General features: G+C 68.1%; 13 protein-coding genes and 1 pseudogene. 9 read left to right on the plus strand and 5 right to left on the minus strand.

The annotated features are described in order from the left end of the window. Positions 1-18: 18 nt before the first annotated feature. The 6 genes from HD601_RS27960 to HD601_RS27985 all read left to right on the plus strand — a co-directional run bounded on the left by HD601_RS27960 (position 19) and on the right by HD601_RS27985 (position 8,653). The gene (locus HD601_RS27960) at positions 19-2,145 is read left to right on the plus strand and encodes a family 10 glycosylhydrolase (RefSeq protein ID WP_221441374.1); all 2,127 of its coding nucleotides are present in this window, start codon (positions 19-21) and stop codon (positions 2,143-2,145) included. Then, positions 2,145-4,130: an alpha-amylase family protein gene (locus HD601_RS27965; RefSeq protein WP_184827507.1), complete on the plus strand. Its 1,986-nt coding sequence runs from the start codon at positions 2,145-2,147 to the stop codon at positions 4,128-4,130. Before HD601_RS27960 ends, HD601_RS27965 begins: the two co-directional genes overlap by 1 nt. 48 nt (positions 4,131-4,178) lie before the next feature. Then, complete coding sequence (locus tag HD601_RS27970) at positions 4,179-5,219, plus strand: ABC transporter permease (protein WP_184827509.1); 1,041 nt, start codon at positions 4,179-4,181, stop codon at positions 5,217-5,219. Positions 5,220-5,257: 38 nt separating this feature from the next. Then, on the plus strand, positions 5,258-6,148 hold the full coding sequence (locus HD601_RS36090; RefSeq protein WP_343076525.1) for a carbohydrate ABC transporter permease: 891 nt from the start codon (positions 5,258-5,260) through the stop codon (positions 6,146-6,148). Between the two features lie 47 nt (positions 6,149-6,195). Continuing rightward, a complete protein-coding gene (locus tag HD601_RS27980) occupies positions 6,196-7,890 on the plus strand; it encodes an extracellular solute-binding protein (RefSeq protein WP_184827511.1) in 1,695 nt (564 codons plus the stop codon). A gap of 88 nt (positions 7,891-7,978) precedes the next feature. Continuing rightward, positions 7,979-8,653 (plus strand): DUF624 domain-containing protein, encoded by a 675-nt coding sequence (locus HD601_RS27985; protein ID WP_184827513.1) that lies wholly within the window; start codon positions 7,979-7,981, stop codon positions 8,651-8,653. A 21-nt stretch (positions 8,654-8,674) separates the two neighbouring features. Here the strand turns inward: HD601_RS27985 and HD601_RS27990 are convergent, their stop codons facing one another. Both HD601_RS27990 and HD601_RS27995 read right to left on the minus strand, forming a co-directional pair. Next, positions 8,675-9,370 carry a GntR family transcriptional regulator gene (locus tag HD601_RS27990; RefSeq protein ID WP_184827515.1) on the minus strand — a complete coding sequence of 232 codons (696 nt, stop codon included), beginning with the start codon at positions 9,368-9,370 and terminating at the stop codon, positions 8,675-8,677. Positions 9,371-9,533: 163 nt separating this feature from the next. Continuing rightward, entirely contained in the window at positions 9,534-10,490 is a 957-nt protein-coding gene (locus HD601_RS27995) for an NAD(P)-dependent oxidoreductase (protein WP_221441377.1), read from the minus strand. A 787-nt stretch (positions 10,491-11,277) separates the two neighbouring features. On the opposite strand from HD601_RS27995, the pseudogene HD601_RS28000 reads away from it, so the two are divergent. The 3 genes and pseudogenes from HD601_RS28000 (at position 11,278) to HD601_RS28010 (ending at position 15,762) form a co-directional block, all read left to right on the plus strand. Next, positions 11,278-12,214: pseudogene (locus HD601_RS28000) on the plus strand (IS5 family transposase). 152 nt (positions 12,215-12,366) lie between these two features. Continuing rightward, positions 12,367-15,495, plus strand: coding sequence for a golvesin C-terminal-like domain-containing protein (locus HD601_RS36095; RefSeq protein ID WP_221441378.1), 3,129 nt, complete (start codon positions 12,367-12,369; stop codon positions 15,493-15,495). Between the two features lie 30 nt (positions 15,496-15,525). Further along, the gene (locus HD601_RS28010) at positions 15,526-15,762 is read left to right on the plus strand and encodes a hypothetical protein (protein WP_184827517.1); all 237 of its coding nucleotides are present in this window, start codon (positions 15,526-15,528) and stop codon (positions 15,760-15,762) included. A 5-nt stretch (positions 15,763-15,767) separates the two neighbouring features. Here HD601_RS28010 and HD601_RS28015 read toward each other — a convergent pair whose 3' ends face one another. The 3 genes from HD601_RS28015 to HD601_RS28020 are packed head-to-tail and all read right to left on the minus strand — an operon-like array spanning position 15,768 to position 16,991. Continuing rightward, a complete protein-coding gene (locus HD601_RS28015; RefSeq protein ID WP_184827519.1) occupies positions 15,768-16,073 on the minus strand; it encodes a hypothetical protein in 306 nt (101 codons plus the stop codon). Further along, the gene (locus HD601_RS35125) at positions 16,066-16,194 is read right to left on the minus strand and encodes a hypothetical protein (protein WP_281386368.1); all 129 of its coding nucleotides are present in this window, start codon (positions 16,192-16,194) and stop codon (positions 16,066-16,068) included. Before HD601_RS35125 ends, HD601_RS28015 begins: the two co-directional genes overlap by 8 nt. Positions 16,195-16,208: 14 nt before the next feature. Beyond that, positions 16,209-16,991, minus strand: coding sequence for a hypothetical protein (locus HD601_RS28020; protein WP_184827521.1), 783 nt, complete (start codon positions 16,989-16,991; stop codon positions 16,209-16,211). Between the last annotated feature and the right edge of the window lie 68 nt (positions 16,992-17,059).

Raw genomic sequence — 17,059 nt, forward strand, 5'->3', positions numbered from 1 at the left:
CGGCGATAGGGAGATTCAGTGACGGCGCTGCAATCGGAGCGGTCGACGGACCTCAGGACCTTGGACTGGTACCACGACGCCACGCGGTGGACCCAGCTCACCTTCACCGAGGACGACCCGAAGACCCTCGACGTCGACTTCTGGATCGACGTCATGCGCCGTATCGATTCCCGCGCCCTGTGCCTGAGCGCCGGCGGCTACATGGCGTTCTACCCGACAGCGGTGCCGCACCACTACCGCAGTACGTTCCTCGGTGACTCCGACCCATTCGGTGCCCTGGTCGAGGGCGCGCGGAGCCTCGGGATGCACGTCATGGCCCGGATCGACCCGCACGCGACGCACGAGGCGGCCGCGCAGGCCCACCCGGAGTGGATCGCGCACGAGGAGGACGGCACGCCCATCAGGCACGCGTCGATGCCCGGGGTGTACTGGACCGACCCGTTCAGCACTCACCACAGCGAGTTCGTCACCGAGATTTCGCGCGAGATCGTGCGCGAGTACGACGTCGACGCGGTCTTCGCGAACCGCTGGGAGGGGCACGCCGCCGCCACCATTTCCTACTCCCCCGGCACGGCGGCTCGGTTCCGGGCCGACACCGGGGTGGACCTGCCGTCCAAGAGCAACCCCGGCGACCCTGCCTGGGAGGTGTTCGCGCAGTGGCGCAGCCTCCGGCTGAGCGAGCTCGTCGTGCAGTGGGACGATGCCGTGCGCTCGGTCAAGCCGCACGTGCGGTTCATCCCCAACCGCGGCATGAAGCTGACGCGCGGGCTGGTCCCCGAACTCGTGCGGGACCGGTACCCGTTCTTCGTGGTGGACAAGCAGGGCCGCTACGACCTCGACGCCTCGTGGGTGGCCGGACGGGTCAGCAAGCTGGGCCGTGGGCTGCATCCCGATCGGCCGGTCGCGTTGCTGACGTCAGTGGGCCCCGAGTCGCGGGTGCTGCGGTGGAAGGACGCCGTCGCCAATCCGGACGAGACGATGAGCCTCATCGTCGACGGGTTCGCGCAGGGCGCCCGCCCGTGGTTCTCCAAGTTCAAGGCCGAGTGCTTCGACAAGCGCTGGGTGCCGACCATCGAGAAGGCGTTCGCGCTGCACGCCCGGTGCGAGCCGGTGCTCGGCCGGCTGCGCTACACCGCCGAGATCGCCGTACTCGACAACGCGCCGGCCACCCTGCCCGTTCCGGTGCCGGCCGCCGACGGCGAGGCCGACGACACCGGCTTCTACCACGCCCTGGTCCAGTCGCGGCTGCCCTTCGAGTACATCGCCGACGAGGGGTTGAGCCTGGAGCGGCTGCTGCGCTACCGGGTGCTGATCCTCCCCGCCTGCCGCGACCTGAGCCCCGAGCACGTCGCCATGATCGAGCAGTTCGTCGCGGCCGGCGGCAGCGTGGTGTCGGCCTTCGACTCGTCGGTCCGGGGCACCGGGGACTCCGCGGAGCTGGGCCTGGGCGAGCTGCTGGGGGTGCGGCTCGTGGGCGGCGTGCGCGGCCCGCTCAAGAACAAGTACATGACCATCGAGCGCGAGCACGACCTGTCCGAGGGCTTCGGCGTCGCCCAGCGCATCGTCGCCGGCACGCGGGTGCTGGAGGTCGAGGCCGTCGGCGACGCCGAGGAGATCTTCCGGTTCGTCCCCGACTACCCCGACCTGCCGATGGAGGAGGTCTACCCGCGGCCCGGGCGCACCAGCGCGGCCGTCGTGACGCGGACGCATCCCTCCGGCGGGCGGACGGTGCACTTGGCCTTCAACGTCGGCGACGTCTACTGGCAGGCGCTGCAGTCCGATCACCTGCGGCTCATCACCAACGCCGTCCACTGGTGCATGGGCGAGCGACGCCCCCAGGTCGAGGTCCGCGGCGCCGGGCTCGTCGATGTCGCGGTGCAGGAGGGCGAGAACGAGCGGGCCGTCATCCTGGTCAACCTCAACAACCCGATGGCGATGCGCGGGCAGCTGCACGAGATGCTGCCCATGCACGACCAGGAGGTGCTGATCCAGCTTCCCGACGGCGTGACGGCGCCGCAAGCCCGCCTCGTCGTCGCCGACCGGCCGGCCCCGGTCGAGGTTCGCGACGGCGTCGCACGAGTGATCGTCGAACGCATCGAGTGGCTCGAGATCGTCCACCTGACCTGGGCACAGGGAGTGGACTGATGGGTGAGCGATGGTGGCGCGAGCCGTTTCGGACCGTGCAGACGAACATCCGCGAGATCGATGTCGACATGGACGTCGAGGCGGTGCTCGATTTCATCGAGGACTACGGTGCGGACACCTGGCTGCTCAGCGTGGCGGGAATCGTCGCCAACTACCCCAGTGACCTGCACTGGCAGACGGTGAACCCGTTCCTGGCTGCTCGAGCCTCAGGCGACCTCGTCGGCGACGCCGTCGCGGCCGCACGCGATCGGGGGATTCGCGTGGTGGGCCGGATGGACTTCCAGAAGCTCGATGCGCGGCGGGCCGAGCTGCACCCGGACTGGACCTATGTCAGCGCCGACCGTCGCCGCCAGGTTTACAACGGCTACATCAGCGCCTGCCCGAACGGCGCCTATTACCAGGACGGGATGTTCGCCGTCGTCGAGGAGGCGGTCGGCCGCTACGAGCTCAGTGGCGTCTTCGTCAACGGCCTCTCGATCAAGGCATTCGGCGAGCGGGACTATTCCGGACGCTACTGGGGCGTCTGCCACTGCGATCGCTGTCAGGCCGGCTTCGCGGATTTCGCCCCCGGCGTGGCCTTCCCCCACTCCGCCGACTCCGGCGCTTACCTGGCATACGCCAGCGGGGTGATCGACACGTTGGTAACCAGGCTGCGCGAGACCGTCGATGGACTCGGCACCGACGCCGTGGTCTTCGCCAAGACGGGTGTCGATCTCGCGTTCCACGAGGCGAACAACGCCGTCGGCCGCACCGTCTGGCATCACCGGACCGCTGAGCAGGTGAGCGCGCTGCGGACCGCCGACAGGCGGCGACCTGTCGTCGTCAACGCGGTGAGCTTCGTAGACATCCCGTATCGGTGGTCATCCGAGGATCCGCACCACTTCGCGCAACACCTGCTGCAGACGATTGCTCACGGTGGGCAACCCTCGACCTATGTCATGGGGACGCCCGAGATGACCTCGGCTGCGACCCTCGAGGCTGGCCGGCGCCTGACGCGGTTCCATCGCGACAACGCCGACCTGTACAGCTGCCTGGAGTCCGCCGCCGAGGTCGCACTGGTGCGCCGCCCCGATCGTGCAGAGACGAATGACCCGGAGCTCTCGGTCGAGTTCCGGGGCTGCTACCGCAGCCTCGTCGAGTCGCATGTCCCGTTCGACGTCGTCGATCTCACGGATCTCCCGAGTACTCCTGCGGGTCGATATCGACTGGTGGTGCTTCCGGACGTTGGACCGCTCACGGAGAACGAGGTCTTCGCCGTCGAACAGATCCTGGCCTGCGGGAATGCGATCCTGCTCACGGGTGATTCGGCATGTCGGGCCGATGTGCTCCAGATCGGAGCCGGATCACCGCTGGCTCGCCCGCTCACCCGCTACGCCACGCCTGAGAGCGTCCGGTCGATGCACGTCCAGCTGTCTTCAGAGGCGGACCTGGCTCCCGTCGTCGGCGGATTCACCACGCTGGAACCCTCCGCGGAGGCAGAGGTCGCTTGGCCCTTGCTCGGAACGGCGCCCTTCGGTCCGCCCGAACGTTGCTACGGACACCGCCGGACCGGCCATTCCGCCTGGGTATCGGGTGCGGTGAACGGCGGCACTCTCGGGTTGATCCCGTGGGGCGTCGGGCGCGTCTATGAACGCACCGGCCTGACGAGGGTCCGCGATGCCTGGGTCGGCAAGGCGCTGTCGCTGTCGCAGGGTGTGCCGCAGCTGCGCACACAGCTCCCCGAGCAGGTCGAGGTGGTTGCCGGACGAGCCGGGCCGAACCTCGTCCTGCACCTGCTCAACCGCTCCGGAGACGCACCACAGGGGTTTCGTGCGCCCGTGCCGATTCCAGCGGGATCGATCGAGCTGGACATGCCGGGGCCGCCGCCGGCCCAGGTTCGTGCTCGCGTTTCAGGCATCGAGCTCGAGTGGGCGGTCGACGAGGGCCGGCTCACGGTCCGCACCCCACGCTTCGAGACGTTCGAGGTCGTCGAGATCAGGCGCTGATCGGCCCCGATTCCATTCACAACGAGGTGAGATGAGGTGAAGGCCGCTATGCGGGTCGGCAATGACTCGCGTCGAGCCAAAGGCCCGACGACAGTCGCGGTACCCGCCGCGACGGCGGCAGACGGGTCGGCCAAGACCCGTCCGTCCGCGACACGACGGACGCCTGGGTCCTGGCTGCGAAGACACCTGCGCGAGTGGCGGGTGGCGCTGCGGAAGGACTGGCGCCTCTACACGCTCGTCATCCTGCCCCTGGCGTACTTCGCAGTCTTCCGCTATGTCCCCATGCTCGGGAACGTCGTCGCGGTGCGTCGATACCGGCCCGGCGGCAGCATCTTCGGCGACGAGTTCGTGGGGCTGTACTACATCCGCCAGGTCATCGGCGACGCCGGGTTCTGGAACGCGTTCCAGAACACGATCGTGCTCGGCGCGCTGACGCTCGTGATCGTGTTCCCGCTGCCGATCATCCTGGCGCTCTCGCTGAACGAGGTCCGCTCGCGACTCTTCAAGAGGTTCGCGCAGACCGTCTCCTATCTTCCGCACTTCATGTCGATCGTCGTCGTGGCCGCCATGGTCATGCAGCTCGTCTCGATCCGGGGCACCGTCAACCAGGCGCTCGGGCTCTTCGACGTCGGGCCGATCTCGTTCATGCAGGAGCCGGACTGGTTCCGCACGATCTACATCTCGTCGGAGGTCTGGCAGACGGTCGGCTGGGGCACCATTCTCTATCTGGCCGCGCTGACCACCGTGGACTCGCAGCTGTACGAGGCCGCGCGCGTCGACGGCGCCAGTCGGTGGCGGCAGACCTGGCACGTCACCCTGCCGGGAATCCGCCCGGTGATGATCGTTCTGCTGATCCTCAACATCGGTAACTTCATGGCGGTCGGATTCGAGAAGGTCCTGCTGCTCTACAACCCGCTCCTCTATCCGACGGCCGACGTCATCTCGACGTATCTGTACCGCATCGGTCTCGAGATCGGGAACTACTCCTACGCCGCCGCCATCGGCCTGTTCGAAGCGGCCATCGGAATCATCTTGATCGTGAGCGCGAACTTCATCTCGCGCCGCCTCGTCGGGGAGAGTCTCTGGTGACGAGCATCGACGAACGAGCCCAGGAGCAGGCCGAGAAGATCCTCGGCACGTCCGCGCCGGCGAGCCGGGCCGACGACTCCCCCGGATACCGGGTCTTCCGCTGGATCAACACCGTGTTCCTCGTGCTGGTGTGCGCCGCGACGCTGTACCCCTTCGTCAACGTCATCGCCCAGGCGTTCTCCGCCGAGGAGTACATCACCCGCGGACAGGTCAACCTCGTCCCTCGCGGCTTCAACCTGACGACATTCTCCGCAGTCTTCTCCGACGACCGGTTCTGGATCAACTACCGCAACACCGTCGTCTACACCGTCGTGGCCACCGCGATCGCCATCACCCTGACGACGATGCTCGCCTATGCGATCTCCAAGAAGCACCTGAAGGGCCGCGGCTTCATCATCGCGGTGGCGCTGGGCACCATGGTCTTCAACGGCGGCATCATCCCGAACTATCTGCTCGTCGAAGGCCTCGGGATGAGGAACACCATCTGGGCGATCGTCATCCCCAACGCGATCAGCGCCTTCAACCTGCTGATCATGAAGTCATTCTTCGAGAACTTCCCCGCGGAGCTCGAAGAGGCGGCACAGATCGACGGCCTCACCACCTATGGCGTTCTGCTGCGGGTGGTCCTGCCGTTGTCCAGAGCGGTCATCGCCACCATGGTGCTGTTCTACGCCGTCTTCTTCTGGAACCAGTGGTTCCCCGCACTCCTGTACTTCGACGACGCAGATCAGTACCCCGTCACCATGTATCTGCGGAATCTGATGGCTGCTGCGCTGGTCAACGAGGACCTCGGGACCGACAGCGCGCAGATCAGCTCGAACATCCAGGCCGTCGCCATGTTGTTGACGATGCTGCCGATCCTGTGCGTGTACCCGTTCGTGCAGCGGTATTTCGTCTCGGGCGTGATGCTCGGCGCGGTCAAGCAATGAAGAACTCACGTCATTCGCTCGCAGCAGTCTGCACAGATGGAGGAGCAATGAGAACGATTTCTAGGCGGCGGACCGCTGCCGGAGCGGCATCCGCCGTGGCGCTCGCCCTCATGGCCGGCGCCTGCGGTGGCGGTAGTGGCGGCGGCGGTGACGAGGGCGCGCCGGTCGACGTCGACGAACTCCTCAGCGGCGACGAGCACTCCGTCGGCGCGATGCAGGACTACGCCTTCGGCGACACGTTCGTGGCCAGCTCAGACGAGCCGCTCACGATCTCGATGCTGTACCGCGACCACCCCAACTACCCCCTCGACGAGAACTGGCTGATCCTGCAGCAGCTGCAGGACGTCAACAACGTCGTCTTCGACTTCACCTCGGTGCCGCTGCCTGACCTCGACCAGCGGCGCTCGGTGCTGGTCGGCGCCGGTAACGCTCCGGACGTGATGCCGAACACCAAACCGAGCGAGGAGCAGCCCTTCATCGCGTCGGGAAGCCTGCTGCCCATCTCGGACTACGTCGATCTCATGCCGAACTTCCAGCACTACGTCGAGGAATGGGGCCTCGAGGACGAGATCGAGGCCCAGCGCAAGCTCGACGGCAAGTACTACATGATTCCCAGCCTGCTCGAGGCCCCGCGTGACAGTAACTCGATCACCATCCGCGCCGACCTGTTCGAGGCGTCCGGGTTCGACGAGGACCCGCAGACCTGGGACGAGTTCGCCGACCAGCTCGAGAAGGTCATGGCCGACAACGACCTCCAGTACGGGTTCTCGGACCGGTGGAACTTCGGCGAACCCATGGGGGCGACGCTCGGATTCGCGGGACCGTCTTTCGGCACGGATGCCGGCTGGGAGTACCACGACGGCCTGCACTGGGACGACGAGGCCGGCGAGTACGTCTACGCGGGCGCCCAGGACGAGTATCGCGACATGCTCGCCTACTTCAACGACATGTACGAGCGCGGCCTGCTCGACCCGGAGTCGCTGAGCCAGGACGACGAGACCGCGATGGCCAAGTTCGCCAGCGGCCAGTCCGCGGCAATCGGGAGCAACGACCAGGAGATCCTCCTCTACCGCAACGCCATGAACGACCCGAACGCGCGGCTGCGGCAGATCGTCGTGCCGGCCGGGCCGGCCGGAGACATCGTCGGCTCGTCGCGCATCTCGACCGGCTTGATGTTCTCCTCGGACCTGGCGGATAAGGACACGCTGGTCGCGACCCTGCAGTTCGCCGACTGGCTCTACTACTCCGACGAAGGACGCGAGTTCGCGATGTGGGGGGTCGAGGGCAAGACGTTCACACGCGACGGGGACACCCGGGTCCTGGCCGACGACATCGACATGGCCGGGCTCAACCCTGACGCACCGCAGAGCATCCAGGCGGCCTACGGGTTCTACAACGGCGTCTTCATGCTGGAGCACGGCTCGAGCATGGAGCTCATGCAGTCCGAGCGCCGCGAGGAGGTCGCCCAGTGGTTCGCAGAGATGGACGAGCGCAAGACCCTGCGCCCGACCGCGCCGGCGCTGCTCTACGACGAGCTCGAACTCGAGCAGCAGGCCCTGACCGGTAGCCAGCTCAAGGACACGGTCATGCAGTACACCTCGCAGTTCATCCTCGGGCAAGCGTCGCTGGAGGACGACTGGGACGACTACGTCGCCCAGCTCGAGTCGCAGAACATGCAGGCATACGTCGACCTCGCCAACGAGGCGACACAGCGGGAGTTCGACGAGGACGCCTTCGGCTGAGGCCGCGGGCTACCGTCATGTGCGTGCCCGGTGACCGCCGTCGTGCGGTCACCGGGCACCGACCACCGACAGGAGCGAGGTGCATCGAGTGGGCACGACGAGGATCCAGCAGTTCGTCCGGGTGAGTGAGAACACCTACCGCTACGCGAGCATCGCCGTAGCGCTCGTGCTGACGACGCTGCCCGGCCTCGTGGGCCTGCTGCTGCTCGACCGCTCGCTCGGCAACGCGCCGCTGTACGCCCTGTTCCTGCTCCCCTTCGCCCCCGCGACGTCGGCGGGGCTGTTCGCGCTGGGCGCGCCGGACGACGGCGACAGCACCTTCAGGACGTTCCTGCGCGGCTACCGGATGAACCTGGTGCAGGCGGCGGGCATCGGCGTGGCGGCACTGGTCGTCCTCACGATCATCGCGATCGGCGTCCTCGGCGAGGGCCGGGTGCAGCTGCCCGCCGCCTACCGGGTGGGCCTGGTGGTCATCGCCGCCGGCGTGGTGATCTGGGCGCTCCTGGCGCTGGTCATCAGCTCGCGCTTCGCGTTCCGCACCCGGGACGTGGCGAGACTCGCCGTGTACTACACCTTCCGGCTGCCGCTCGTGGCGCTCGGCGTGCTGGGTGTGCTGGTCCTCGCCTACGGCATTGCCACGCTGACCTTCACCGCCGTGCTCGCCTTCGCAGGGCCCGCGATCCTCTGGCTGCTGCAGCGCTGCTGCGACCCGCTGACCCGCGATGTGCACCGCCGCTTCGTGCGACCGGGCGCCGGCGGCTGAGCCCGCGCGAGGCGTCCGCGTTCAGACGGTCGCCTCCTCGGCCGCGGTGCCGGCCTCCTGCAGGTCGGCGAGCACCCGCTCCTTGGCGAGCCTGATGTGCGTCTCCAGCCCCTGCCGCGCTGCCGCCTCGTCGCCCGCCGCGACGGCGTCGACCACGACCTGGTGCTCGGCCACGACCGTCGACAGCGTCGTACGCCGGTGAGCTCGGTGCAGGCCCATCGTCATGTGGATCTCGCCGGAGATCATCTCGTACATGCGCGTGAGCCGTTCGCTTCCGAGCCCGAGCACGATGCCCCAGTGGAAGGCGATGTCGGCCTGGACCAGCTCGGCGAAGTCCTCGTGCTCCTCGGCCAGCCGGATCTGGCGCTGGGCCCGCACCAGGTCGGTGGGCACCTCGCGCCTGCGGGCCAGGAGCGTGACCGCGGTCGACTCGAACGTGGAGCGGCTGAAGAAGAGGTCCTCGATGTCCTCGGCTCCCAGCTTCGGCACGACCGCCGTCTTGTGCGCCACCCGCCGCAGGAGTCCCAGGCCGGTGAGGCGCTCGATGCACGACTTGGCGGTCGGCCGCGCCACGCCGTACTCCTCGACGAGCCTGAACTCGGTGACCTTCTCACCGGGCTCGATCTGACCGCTGATGATGCGCGAGCGCAGCGATTCGAAGAGAGCCTCGGCGAGCGTGGCCGTTCCGAGCCTGAACTGCGGGTCCGAGGTCGACATGGATTGTCCTCACTGCCGGGTCTGCAGATGCCCGCGGATTGCGCGTACACCAGACAGGCCATCCTGACGTACAAATTGACATTGTGGCGCAGAAGTTCTCTGACGGCGGTGCATGTGATCGTGTCATCCGCTGCACCTCACCGTCATGACGCGTGGTCGCACCTCAGTAGCCCCGGCCGATGTCGACGACGTTCCGCAACGGCCGGTTCTCGACCCAGCGGGTGAGGTTGTCGAGGACGATCTCGCGGCCCCTCTCGGCGGTCTCGGGGGTTGTGGCGCCATTGTGCGGAGTGACGATCACGTTGGGCAGATCCCAGAACGGGCTCTCTTCCGGCAGCGGCTCGTCCTGGTGGGCGTCGAGCCCCGCACCGGCGATGCCACCCTCCCGCAGCGCGACGATGAGCGCGCCCTCGTCGACGATGCCGCCGCGGGAGACGACGATCAGGAACGCGCTCGATCTCATGGTGGCGAGCTCCCGAGCGCCGATGAGGTGGCGCGACCCACGGGTCAGCGGGGCGGTCACCACGACGAAGTCGCTCGTGGCCAAGAGCTCGTGCAGGCCACTCGGCCCGAAGAGCAGCCGGATGTCGCCGTCCCGCGCACTTGATGGCGTATGACGCAGTGCCTGGACCCGCATGTGACAGGCCCGGGCCTTGCGCGCCAGATCGCGGCCACTGTGGCCGTACCCCACGATGCCCAGAGTGGCACCGGACAACTCGCCGTGGACGAATCGGTCCCACTCGTGCCGCTGCTGTGCCGCGAGCCATCGTGTGGCTTGACGACTGAGCATGAGCATGAGCATGAGGGCGTGCTCCGCCAGCGGGATCGCACCGTTCCCGACGGCTGATGTCAGGCGCACGCCGGTCGGCACTCCCCCGGCCTCGAACCATCCGTCCACGCCTGCGGTGCCGGCATGGATCCATCGCAGCGCCGGGAACAGCGCGATCTCGTCGCGCGGCGACGCGTTCAGCACGGCCTCGACGGCATCTGGGTCCACGCCCCGGTCCTGACAGGCCTGCCGGGTCACCGTGTCCATCTCGATCACCGTGCGACCGGAGGCGGCCGCCACGAGCGATACGTCGAGGCCGGGTGTCCGCTTCAGCAGGATGGTTCCGCTCACGCGAGTCCCGAGGTAGCGACGTCGCGAGCGAACCGATCCCGGCGCACGCTCATCGCCCCGCCCTTCGTACCGCGTCCAGGGCCGCGGGCAGCCCAATGATGAAAGCCACGACTCCACCCTCCGTCACTTGTCTGACATAATGACATGTCATGCTGGTCCATGGCAAGTTTCCAACAGCGTTCCGGGAGTAGAGGCGGCAATTCTCCGCATGCCCCCGATGGGAGGCGAACCCGCACTGCTGAGCACGTGATGGCCACGGGACCGCGCTGACACAGGCGGCCGGCTGCGGCTAGGAGGTGCCCAGCCGTCGTCCGCACGCTCCCCTCGTCCTCGCGCCACCGCGCGGGCTGCCATTCGCGATGATTGACTGTCCTGGGAGCCGGTCGCCTCTAGGGTCCGGCGCCGCTTCGCTGCGCGCCTGAGACGCTTCATCAACATCGCAAGTCAGGCGGCCAACCGGAGCACGGTCTGCGGAGGGAAGATGGACAACTCCGCCCGCGGACACTCTTCTGGATCAATCTGGCTAGCCGTGCCGCCACATTGTGGACGAGGGATGTCCTCGTCGCCCACGTGATACTGGAGCGGCTCTTCTGGATCGTCCTCCGCGCTTGGTCAGGTACTCCCCTGGCCGGGCGCGGTTCTGGTTCACGTGTCGAGAACGCCCGTCGAGATCGACCAGGCCCGGCCGGCCACTCGGCCGCAGTTGCCTGCAGGGCAGCGCCCGTGCCCTCGATGCACTAGGGCGTGTCTCCTAAGTCCGGGCGTGCTGGGCTGATTTGCTGCTGGTATGTCTCGTGAGCGAGTCCTCACCGATGCTCAATGGGAGCGGATTGCGCCGTTGATGCCCTCGACCGATGGGGTGAAGTCGCGGCCCTTCCGCGACCACCGGCAGGTGGTCGAGGGCGTGATCTACCGGTTCCGCAGCGGGATCGCGTGGCGTGACCTGCCGGCCGCGTTCGGGCCGTGGCAGACAGCATGGAAGCGACACCACCGCTTCTCCGTCGACGGCACCTGGGACAAGATCCATGCCCGCCTGTTGGCCCAAGCCGACGCGGTCGGGGACATCAACTGGATGGTCAGCGTGGACGCCACCATCAACCGGGCCCACCAGCACGCCACCAACGCCGCCAGACTCGAGCAGCCGGCCGGGGACTCCCGGGCAGCGCGCGCGGCGCGCGCCGCGGCCCGCACAGGGGGCTGAGTCGAGTTACACGTTCGGGCTCGCCGAGCCGCTCGATCACGCGATCGGCCGGTCCCGCGGCGGGTTGTCGACCAAGATCCACCAGCTCGTCGACGGCCGTGGCCGGCCACTGGTCATCGCGGTGACAGCCGGCCAGGCCGGTGATTCCACGATGATCAAGCCGCTGCTGGCCCAGCTCGCGGTCCGGCGCCTGGGGCCCGGTCGACCACGCACCCGCCCGCTCGCAGTCCTGGGTGACAAGGCCTATTCCTCACGAGCCACACGAGCGCTGCTGCGCGCTCGTGGCATCAAGGCCGTGATCCCGCAGCGCGCCGACGAGATCGGCCACCGCAAACGCCGCGGCGCAGCCGGCGGCCGCCCACCCAGCTTCGACCCAGTCGCCTACAAGGGCCGCAACGTCATCGAGCGTTCCTTCAACGCCCACAAGCAGTGGCGCGGCATCGCCACCCGCTACGACAAACACGCCGTCAACTACCGAGGAGGCGTCGTCCTACGCGCCATCACCATCTGGCTGACGACTTAAGAGACACGCCCTAGCCGTCGAATCACCTGTCAACGCGCTAGGCAATCTAATACTGACTAATACATCTGATACCTGGATGAGCCTTGCGTAAAGCAGATCTACTGTGCAAACCTCCCTGTGTTCGGCAGATCATTGGACGCGAGGGAGTCGTCGTGGACCGAGGAATCGTCAGGCGGTCGGCCGCCGGGATCGTGGCCCTACCGCTGGCAGTCGCCGCACTGGTCGCACCGGCCGCCGCCGGGCCCGAGGCCGCCGAGCCGGCCACGGCCATCGATTCCGAGGACACCATCGTCGTGCGGGGCCAGACCTACGACCTGCGCATTCTCAAGGACGGCTTCCGGTACTCGTTCACCGACGCCACCGGCACGCAGATCGTTCCGCCGCATGGCGAGTCGGGGGTGCGGCTGCGTCCTGACGGAGAGACGGAGTTCGCCGACGCGGTCGACGCCGATCTGGTCTCTCGCCCGAACGCCCGCACCGCGATCGTCGCGGTGACGCTCGAGGACGGGTCGCGCCTGACGGTGAACCTGCGTCCCTTCGACAGCTATGTGCGCATCTCGGTGGGCAATCTGCCCGGCGACGGCGGCACCGTGGACTTCCGCACCGGCCCGGTCGCACCCGCCTACGGACTCGGCGACCACGGCTCGTGGGCCGACGGCTCGACCGAGCAGGGCGAGTCGTGCAACAGCCGGGTCCGCGCACGACCCACCACCGAGTTGACCGGGCTGGAACTGGACGACGTCACCAACGGCGGCAGCTGCCAGCGCTTCATCAGCAATTTCACCGTCTTCCCGAAGCAGCGATTCGGGCAGGTGTGGTTCGAGGACGGCCAGAAGCGGGTCGCCCTGACGCAGTCGGAGAACCGTCTCGGCGCCCAGGGCGTCGACCGGGTCGACGCGCTCTACTACTTCGCCGGCCGCGACCTCGAGCAGGTCTACGCCGACTATCGGCACGTTCGCGCAGAGCACGGCTACTACGACGGCCGCCCCCACCCGGAGTTCTTCGGACTGGGCTGGGAAGCGTTCGGAGCCCTGCGCTGGGACACGTACCAGTCGTCGGTGACCGAGACGGTGCAGCGGTTCCTCGACGAGGGCTACCCGCTGTCCTGGGGCGTCGTCGGATCCGGCTTCTGGCCGGGCGCTCGGAGCACGCAGGAGGAGGGCACGACCAACAGCTTCGGCATGTGGGACGACACCGCCGAACCGGGGCGCGACGACGGCTTGCCGAACCCGCGCTACCCCGATCCCGACGCGCTCAAGCGGTTCTTCGCGGACAACGACGTGAAGCTGTTGCTCGGCGCCCGCAACAACTTCAAGGCGCTGCCGGAGGACGGCGGCAACCTCGTCGAGAAGTACGACGGCCCGTTCGTCCACGAGGCGATCGACCGCGGCTATCTGGTCAGCGACCCCGACGGCACGCCCACGGTCATCACCGGTGCGGTGTTCCCCGACGGCCACAGCTATGTGCTCGACGGCTCGAACGACGACGCGGTGGACTGGTTCGTCGAGCGGCTGCAGGCGTGGGGCGTGGACGGGTGGAAGGAGGACGCCATGCTCTACACGCCCAGACTGCACCGCGACGCGAACTGGAATCCGGTGCTGCAGGCGTTGCACGAGTCCGGCGATCTGGTGATGGCGAGGAATGCCGCGTACTCACTGCCCGGAGACATTCTCCGGATCAACGACACGATCTACGGGACCGGCGAGAACTACCACACCGACCCAGACCGCATGCCGGTCAATCTCCTGAACTTCGCCGCCAGCGGGGTCTCCAGTCTGTACGGCGACTACGTGGGCGGAACTCCGGAAGTCCCCATGAGTGATCCGTCGTACCAGAAGTACTACGTCCGCAACGCTCAGTTCGACGCGCTGCAACCGGTGATGGCGTTCGGGCGTGGCCCCTGGGAGATGGGACGCGACGACCTCGCCGCCGCAGTGAAGCACGTGGCGCTGTGGCACGAGTCGATGCGGCCGTACATCTACGACGCGGCGCTGGACGGGCACGAGACGGGCTACCCCTACGCCATGACGCCCTTGCCCATCGCCTATCCCGACGACGAGACGACGTACGGGCTCGCCAATGACACGACCCGCCAGTACGAATGGATGCTCGGCGAGTCCGTGCTCGCGACACCGGTGTTCGGCGCCGACTTCGAGACGGCGCAGTCGCGTGACGTGTACCTCCCGGCCGGGAAGTGGATCGACATCGCGACGGGTTCGGTCTTCCAAGGGCCGGTCACCCTCGACGACTACGCGATGGGCTACGACCGGGTGCCGGCGTTCGTCGGCGGCAAGGGCGTCACCGTCACCGGAACGGCCGACGAACTGCGAGCTCAGGTCTATCCGATCCGGACCGGCTCGACCTACGAGTTCAGCGACGGTGACGACACCTCGCACATCCGCAACGACAACACGGGCTGGGACCCGGCGTCCCTCACGGTCACCGACACGTCCACGCGGACGGCGGTGGACTTCGACGTCGATCCGGTCACCGGGGCCCTGTCGTTCCCCCTGACGCCCGGCCACGACTACCGGCTCACCGGCGGCGGCACCGCGGAGCACAGCGTGCCGGTCGACACCACGCTGCCCGAGCCGGTCACCGGCCTGTCGCACACCGAGGCCGGCGATCTGACGACGCTGCGGTGGGACGCGGCGGCGGGTGCCCGCGGCTACGTGGTGTCGGTCAGCGGCCACGGCGCGTGCCCGACCGACGACGAGGTCGTCTCCGGCGCCACGAGCGGTGCGGTCGAGCTCACCCTCGGTGCGCCCGAGTCGGTCGGCGGGACCTACCGGGTACAGGCGGTCAACAACATCGGCGCGGGCCCGTTCTCCGAGGGCCACACCGTCGTCCCGCCCGCCGACGACGATCCCGGCCCTGTCGTCGTCACCAACGAGGGCGAGCCGCCCACCTGCGACCCGGAGCATCCCGCGTACGAGGAGACGGGGGTCTGGTCGCCCAGCGCCGTCAGCGGGTTCGACGAGTCCAGGACCCGTTTCAGTCGTGAGATCGGCGCGACGGCGACCTGGCGGGCCTCGCTGACGCCCGGCGCCTACGACGTCGCCGTCTGGTTCCCGGCGAACAGCATCTGCAGCTCGGACACGACCTACACGGTCCGGCACGCCGGCGGGTCGGACGACATCCCGGTGGACCAGTGCGCGACCGGCGGTCAGTGGCACTCACTCGGCAGCCATGACTTCGCCGACGGGTTCGCGGAGGTCACCCTCACCGTCGGCGGCGGGACCGTGCGGTCCGACGCCGTGCGCTTCAGTCCCATCGGGTGACGAGGGCGACCCCTGAGAGAAGATGTGACCATGAGCGGACTCGGGAAGTGGAGCCTCGGTATCGGTACGGGGCTCCTGGCGGTGGCCGTGCTGTTCCGGGCCATGGACATGATCCCGGTCACCGTGATCGTCGGCATCGTGGGCCTCATCGCGATCGGCATGGCGGGCTACGACGCGCTCTACGAGTGGCTGGGCCGCGTCCAACGACGCCGAGGGGCGGCCAAGGCCCGCCGGGACCGGGAACGGGAGATCCGCGAGGGCCGCTGATCGGTTCACGTGTCGAGGTCTCGGCCCTGCGCCAGATGGCGGGCTCGGGCCCACTGCCGTCGTGCGACGAACAGGCACCACACGCCGGCGACCGCGCACACCGCGACGAACATCCAGGGGAAGCCGTCGTCCTCGTTGAAACCGCGCCAGTTGTCCCGGTAGTTCCCCACCTGGGCGACCCACCAGGCCAACCAGGTGAGCCCGGCCCCGCCCGCCGCGATGAGCGCGAAGATCACCCACATCCAGGCGAGGCGGCGTGCTCTGGCAGGGTCGCCGAGATCCGACCACCGGTCGGTCTCGCGGTCAGCCATCGGTTCCTTGCCAGTTGCGCTGGTGGACGTAGGACCAGCCGTCGACGTCGCCCATCGACTCCCATACCGGCGCAAGGATCAGGGCCGTGACCGCGGCCAGGATGAAACGGCGGATACGCATGTGATCTCTGCTCTCTACTTCTCGAACAGCCGGGCGCCGAACCAGTCGCGACGCGGGCGCCAGCCGTTGGTCCGCAGGACCGTGAACACCGGCACCTTCGCGTCGGCCGGCTTGATCATGACGGCCCCCTCCCACGAGGTGCGGGTGCCGCTCGGACCGGTCACACGGACCTGGCCGTCGGCGCCCTCGACGAACGTCGCCGACGTGCCGCCGGTGGTCTTGCCCTTCTTCCACGTCCAGGTGCCGTAGGCCACCGCGCCCAACGGACCGGCCGCGGCTCGGACAGCCGCCGTCCCGGAGTGCTCGACGAATCTGTAGGTCGCCTTGGACGGGTCGAGATCGACCTCCATGCGCCACGCGTAGGCCTGCGACCCACGCACGAAGAGGGTCTGCCAGCGCATCTCCTCGTGCTTCCACTTCACCTCGACGCGCACGCCGTCGGCGCTCGGCGAGGCATCGATCGTGTAGGGCAGCTCGTCGCTGTTCATCCCCACCAGTGCGGCGACCACGTCGTCCACCGGTGCCGGCGCGCCGGCACCGCGGACCGGTCCGTCGGGCACCTGGGCGCGATCGCGGCCGGCCAGCGCGCGGCGCCCGCGTTGCACCGTCCAGAGACCACGCCACGCCACAGCGAGGGCCGCCACCACGATGAGGGCGATTCCGAGCAGCACCTGGTCGGCGAGGATGGCGAGGACACCGGCCACCAGCAGGACGGATCCCACGACGAAGACGATCCGGCGGCTGATCACCGCGAACCGCTGGTCGCGCGAAGAACCCGGCGTGCGAGAGGTGCTCATGGTGTGTCCCAGTCACTCGGAGTCATCGGGTCGGTCGTCGCAGGCAATGTAAACAGCTTCCGAGAGTT

Source organism: Jiangella mangrovi (genome assembly GCF_014204975.1).
GTDB lineage: Bacteria > Actinomycetota > Actinomycetes > Jiangellales > Jiangellaceae > Jiangella > Jiangella mangrovi.

Coding starts and splice junctions, on each gene's coding strand:
- HD601_RS27980 (WP_184827511.1), top strand. CDS start 6,196: ATGAGAACGATTTCTAGGCGGCGGACCGCTGCCGGAGCGGCATCCGCC.
- HD601_RS28020 (WP_184827521.1), bottom strand. CDS start 16,991: ATGAGCACCTCTCGCACGCCGGGTTCTTCGCGCGACCAGCGGTTCGCG.
- HD601_RS28015 (WP_184827519.1), bottom strand. CDS start 16,073: ATGGCTGACCGCGAGACCGACCGGTGGTCGGATCTCGGCGACCCTGCC.
- HD601_RS27970 (WP_184827509.1), top strand. CDS start 4,179: ATGCGGGTCGGCAATGACTCGCGTCGAGCCAAAGGCCCGACGACAGTC.
- HD601_RS28010 (WP_184827517.1), top strand. CDS start 15,526: ATGAGCGGACTCGGGAAGTGGAGCCTCGGTATCGGTACGGGGCTCCTG.
- HD601_RS27965 (WP_184827507.1), top strand. CDS start 2,145: ATGGGTGAGCGATGGTGGCGCGAGCCGTTTCGGACCGTGCAGACGAAC.
- HD601_RS35125 (WP_281386368.1), bottom strand. CDS start 16,194: ATGCGTATCCGCCGTTTCATCCTGGCCGCGGTCACGGCCCTGATCCTT.
- HD601_RS27990 (WP_184827515.1), bottom strand. CDS start 9,370: ATGTCGACCTCGGACCCGCAGTTCAGGCTCGGAACGGCCACGCTCGCC.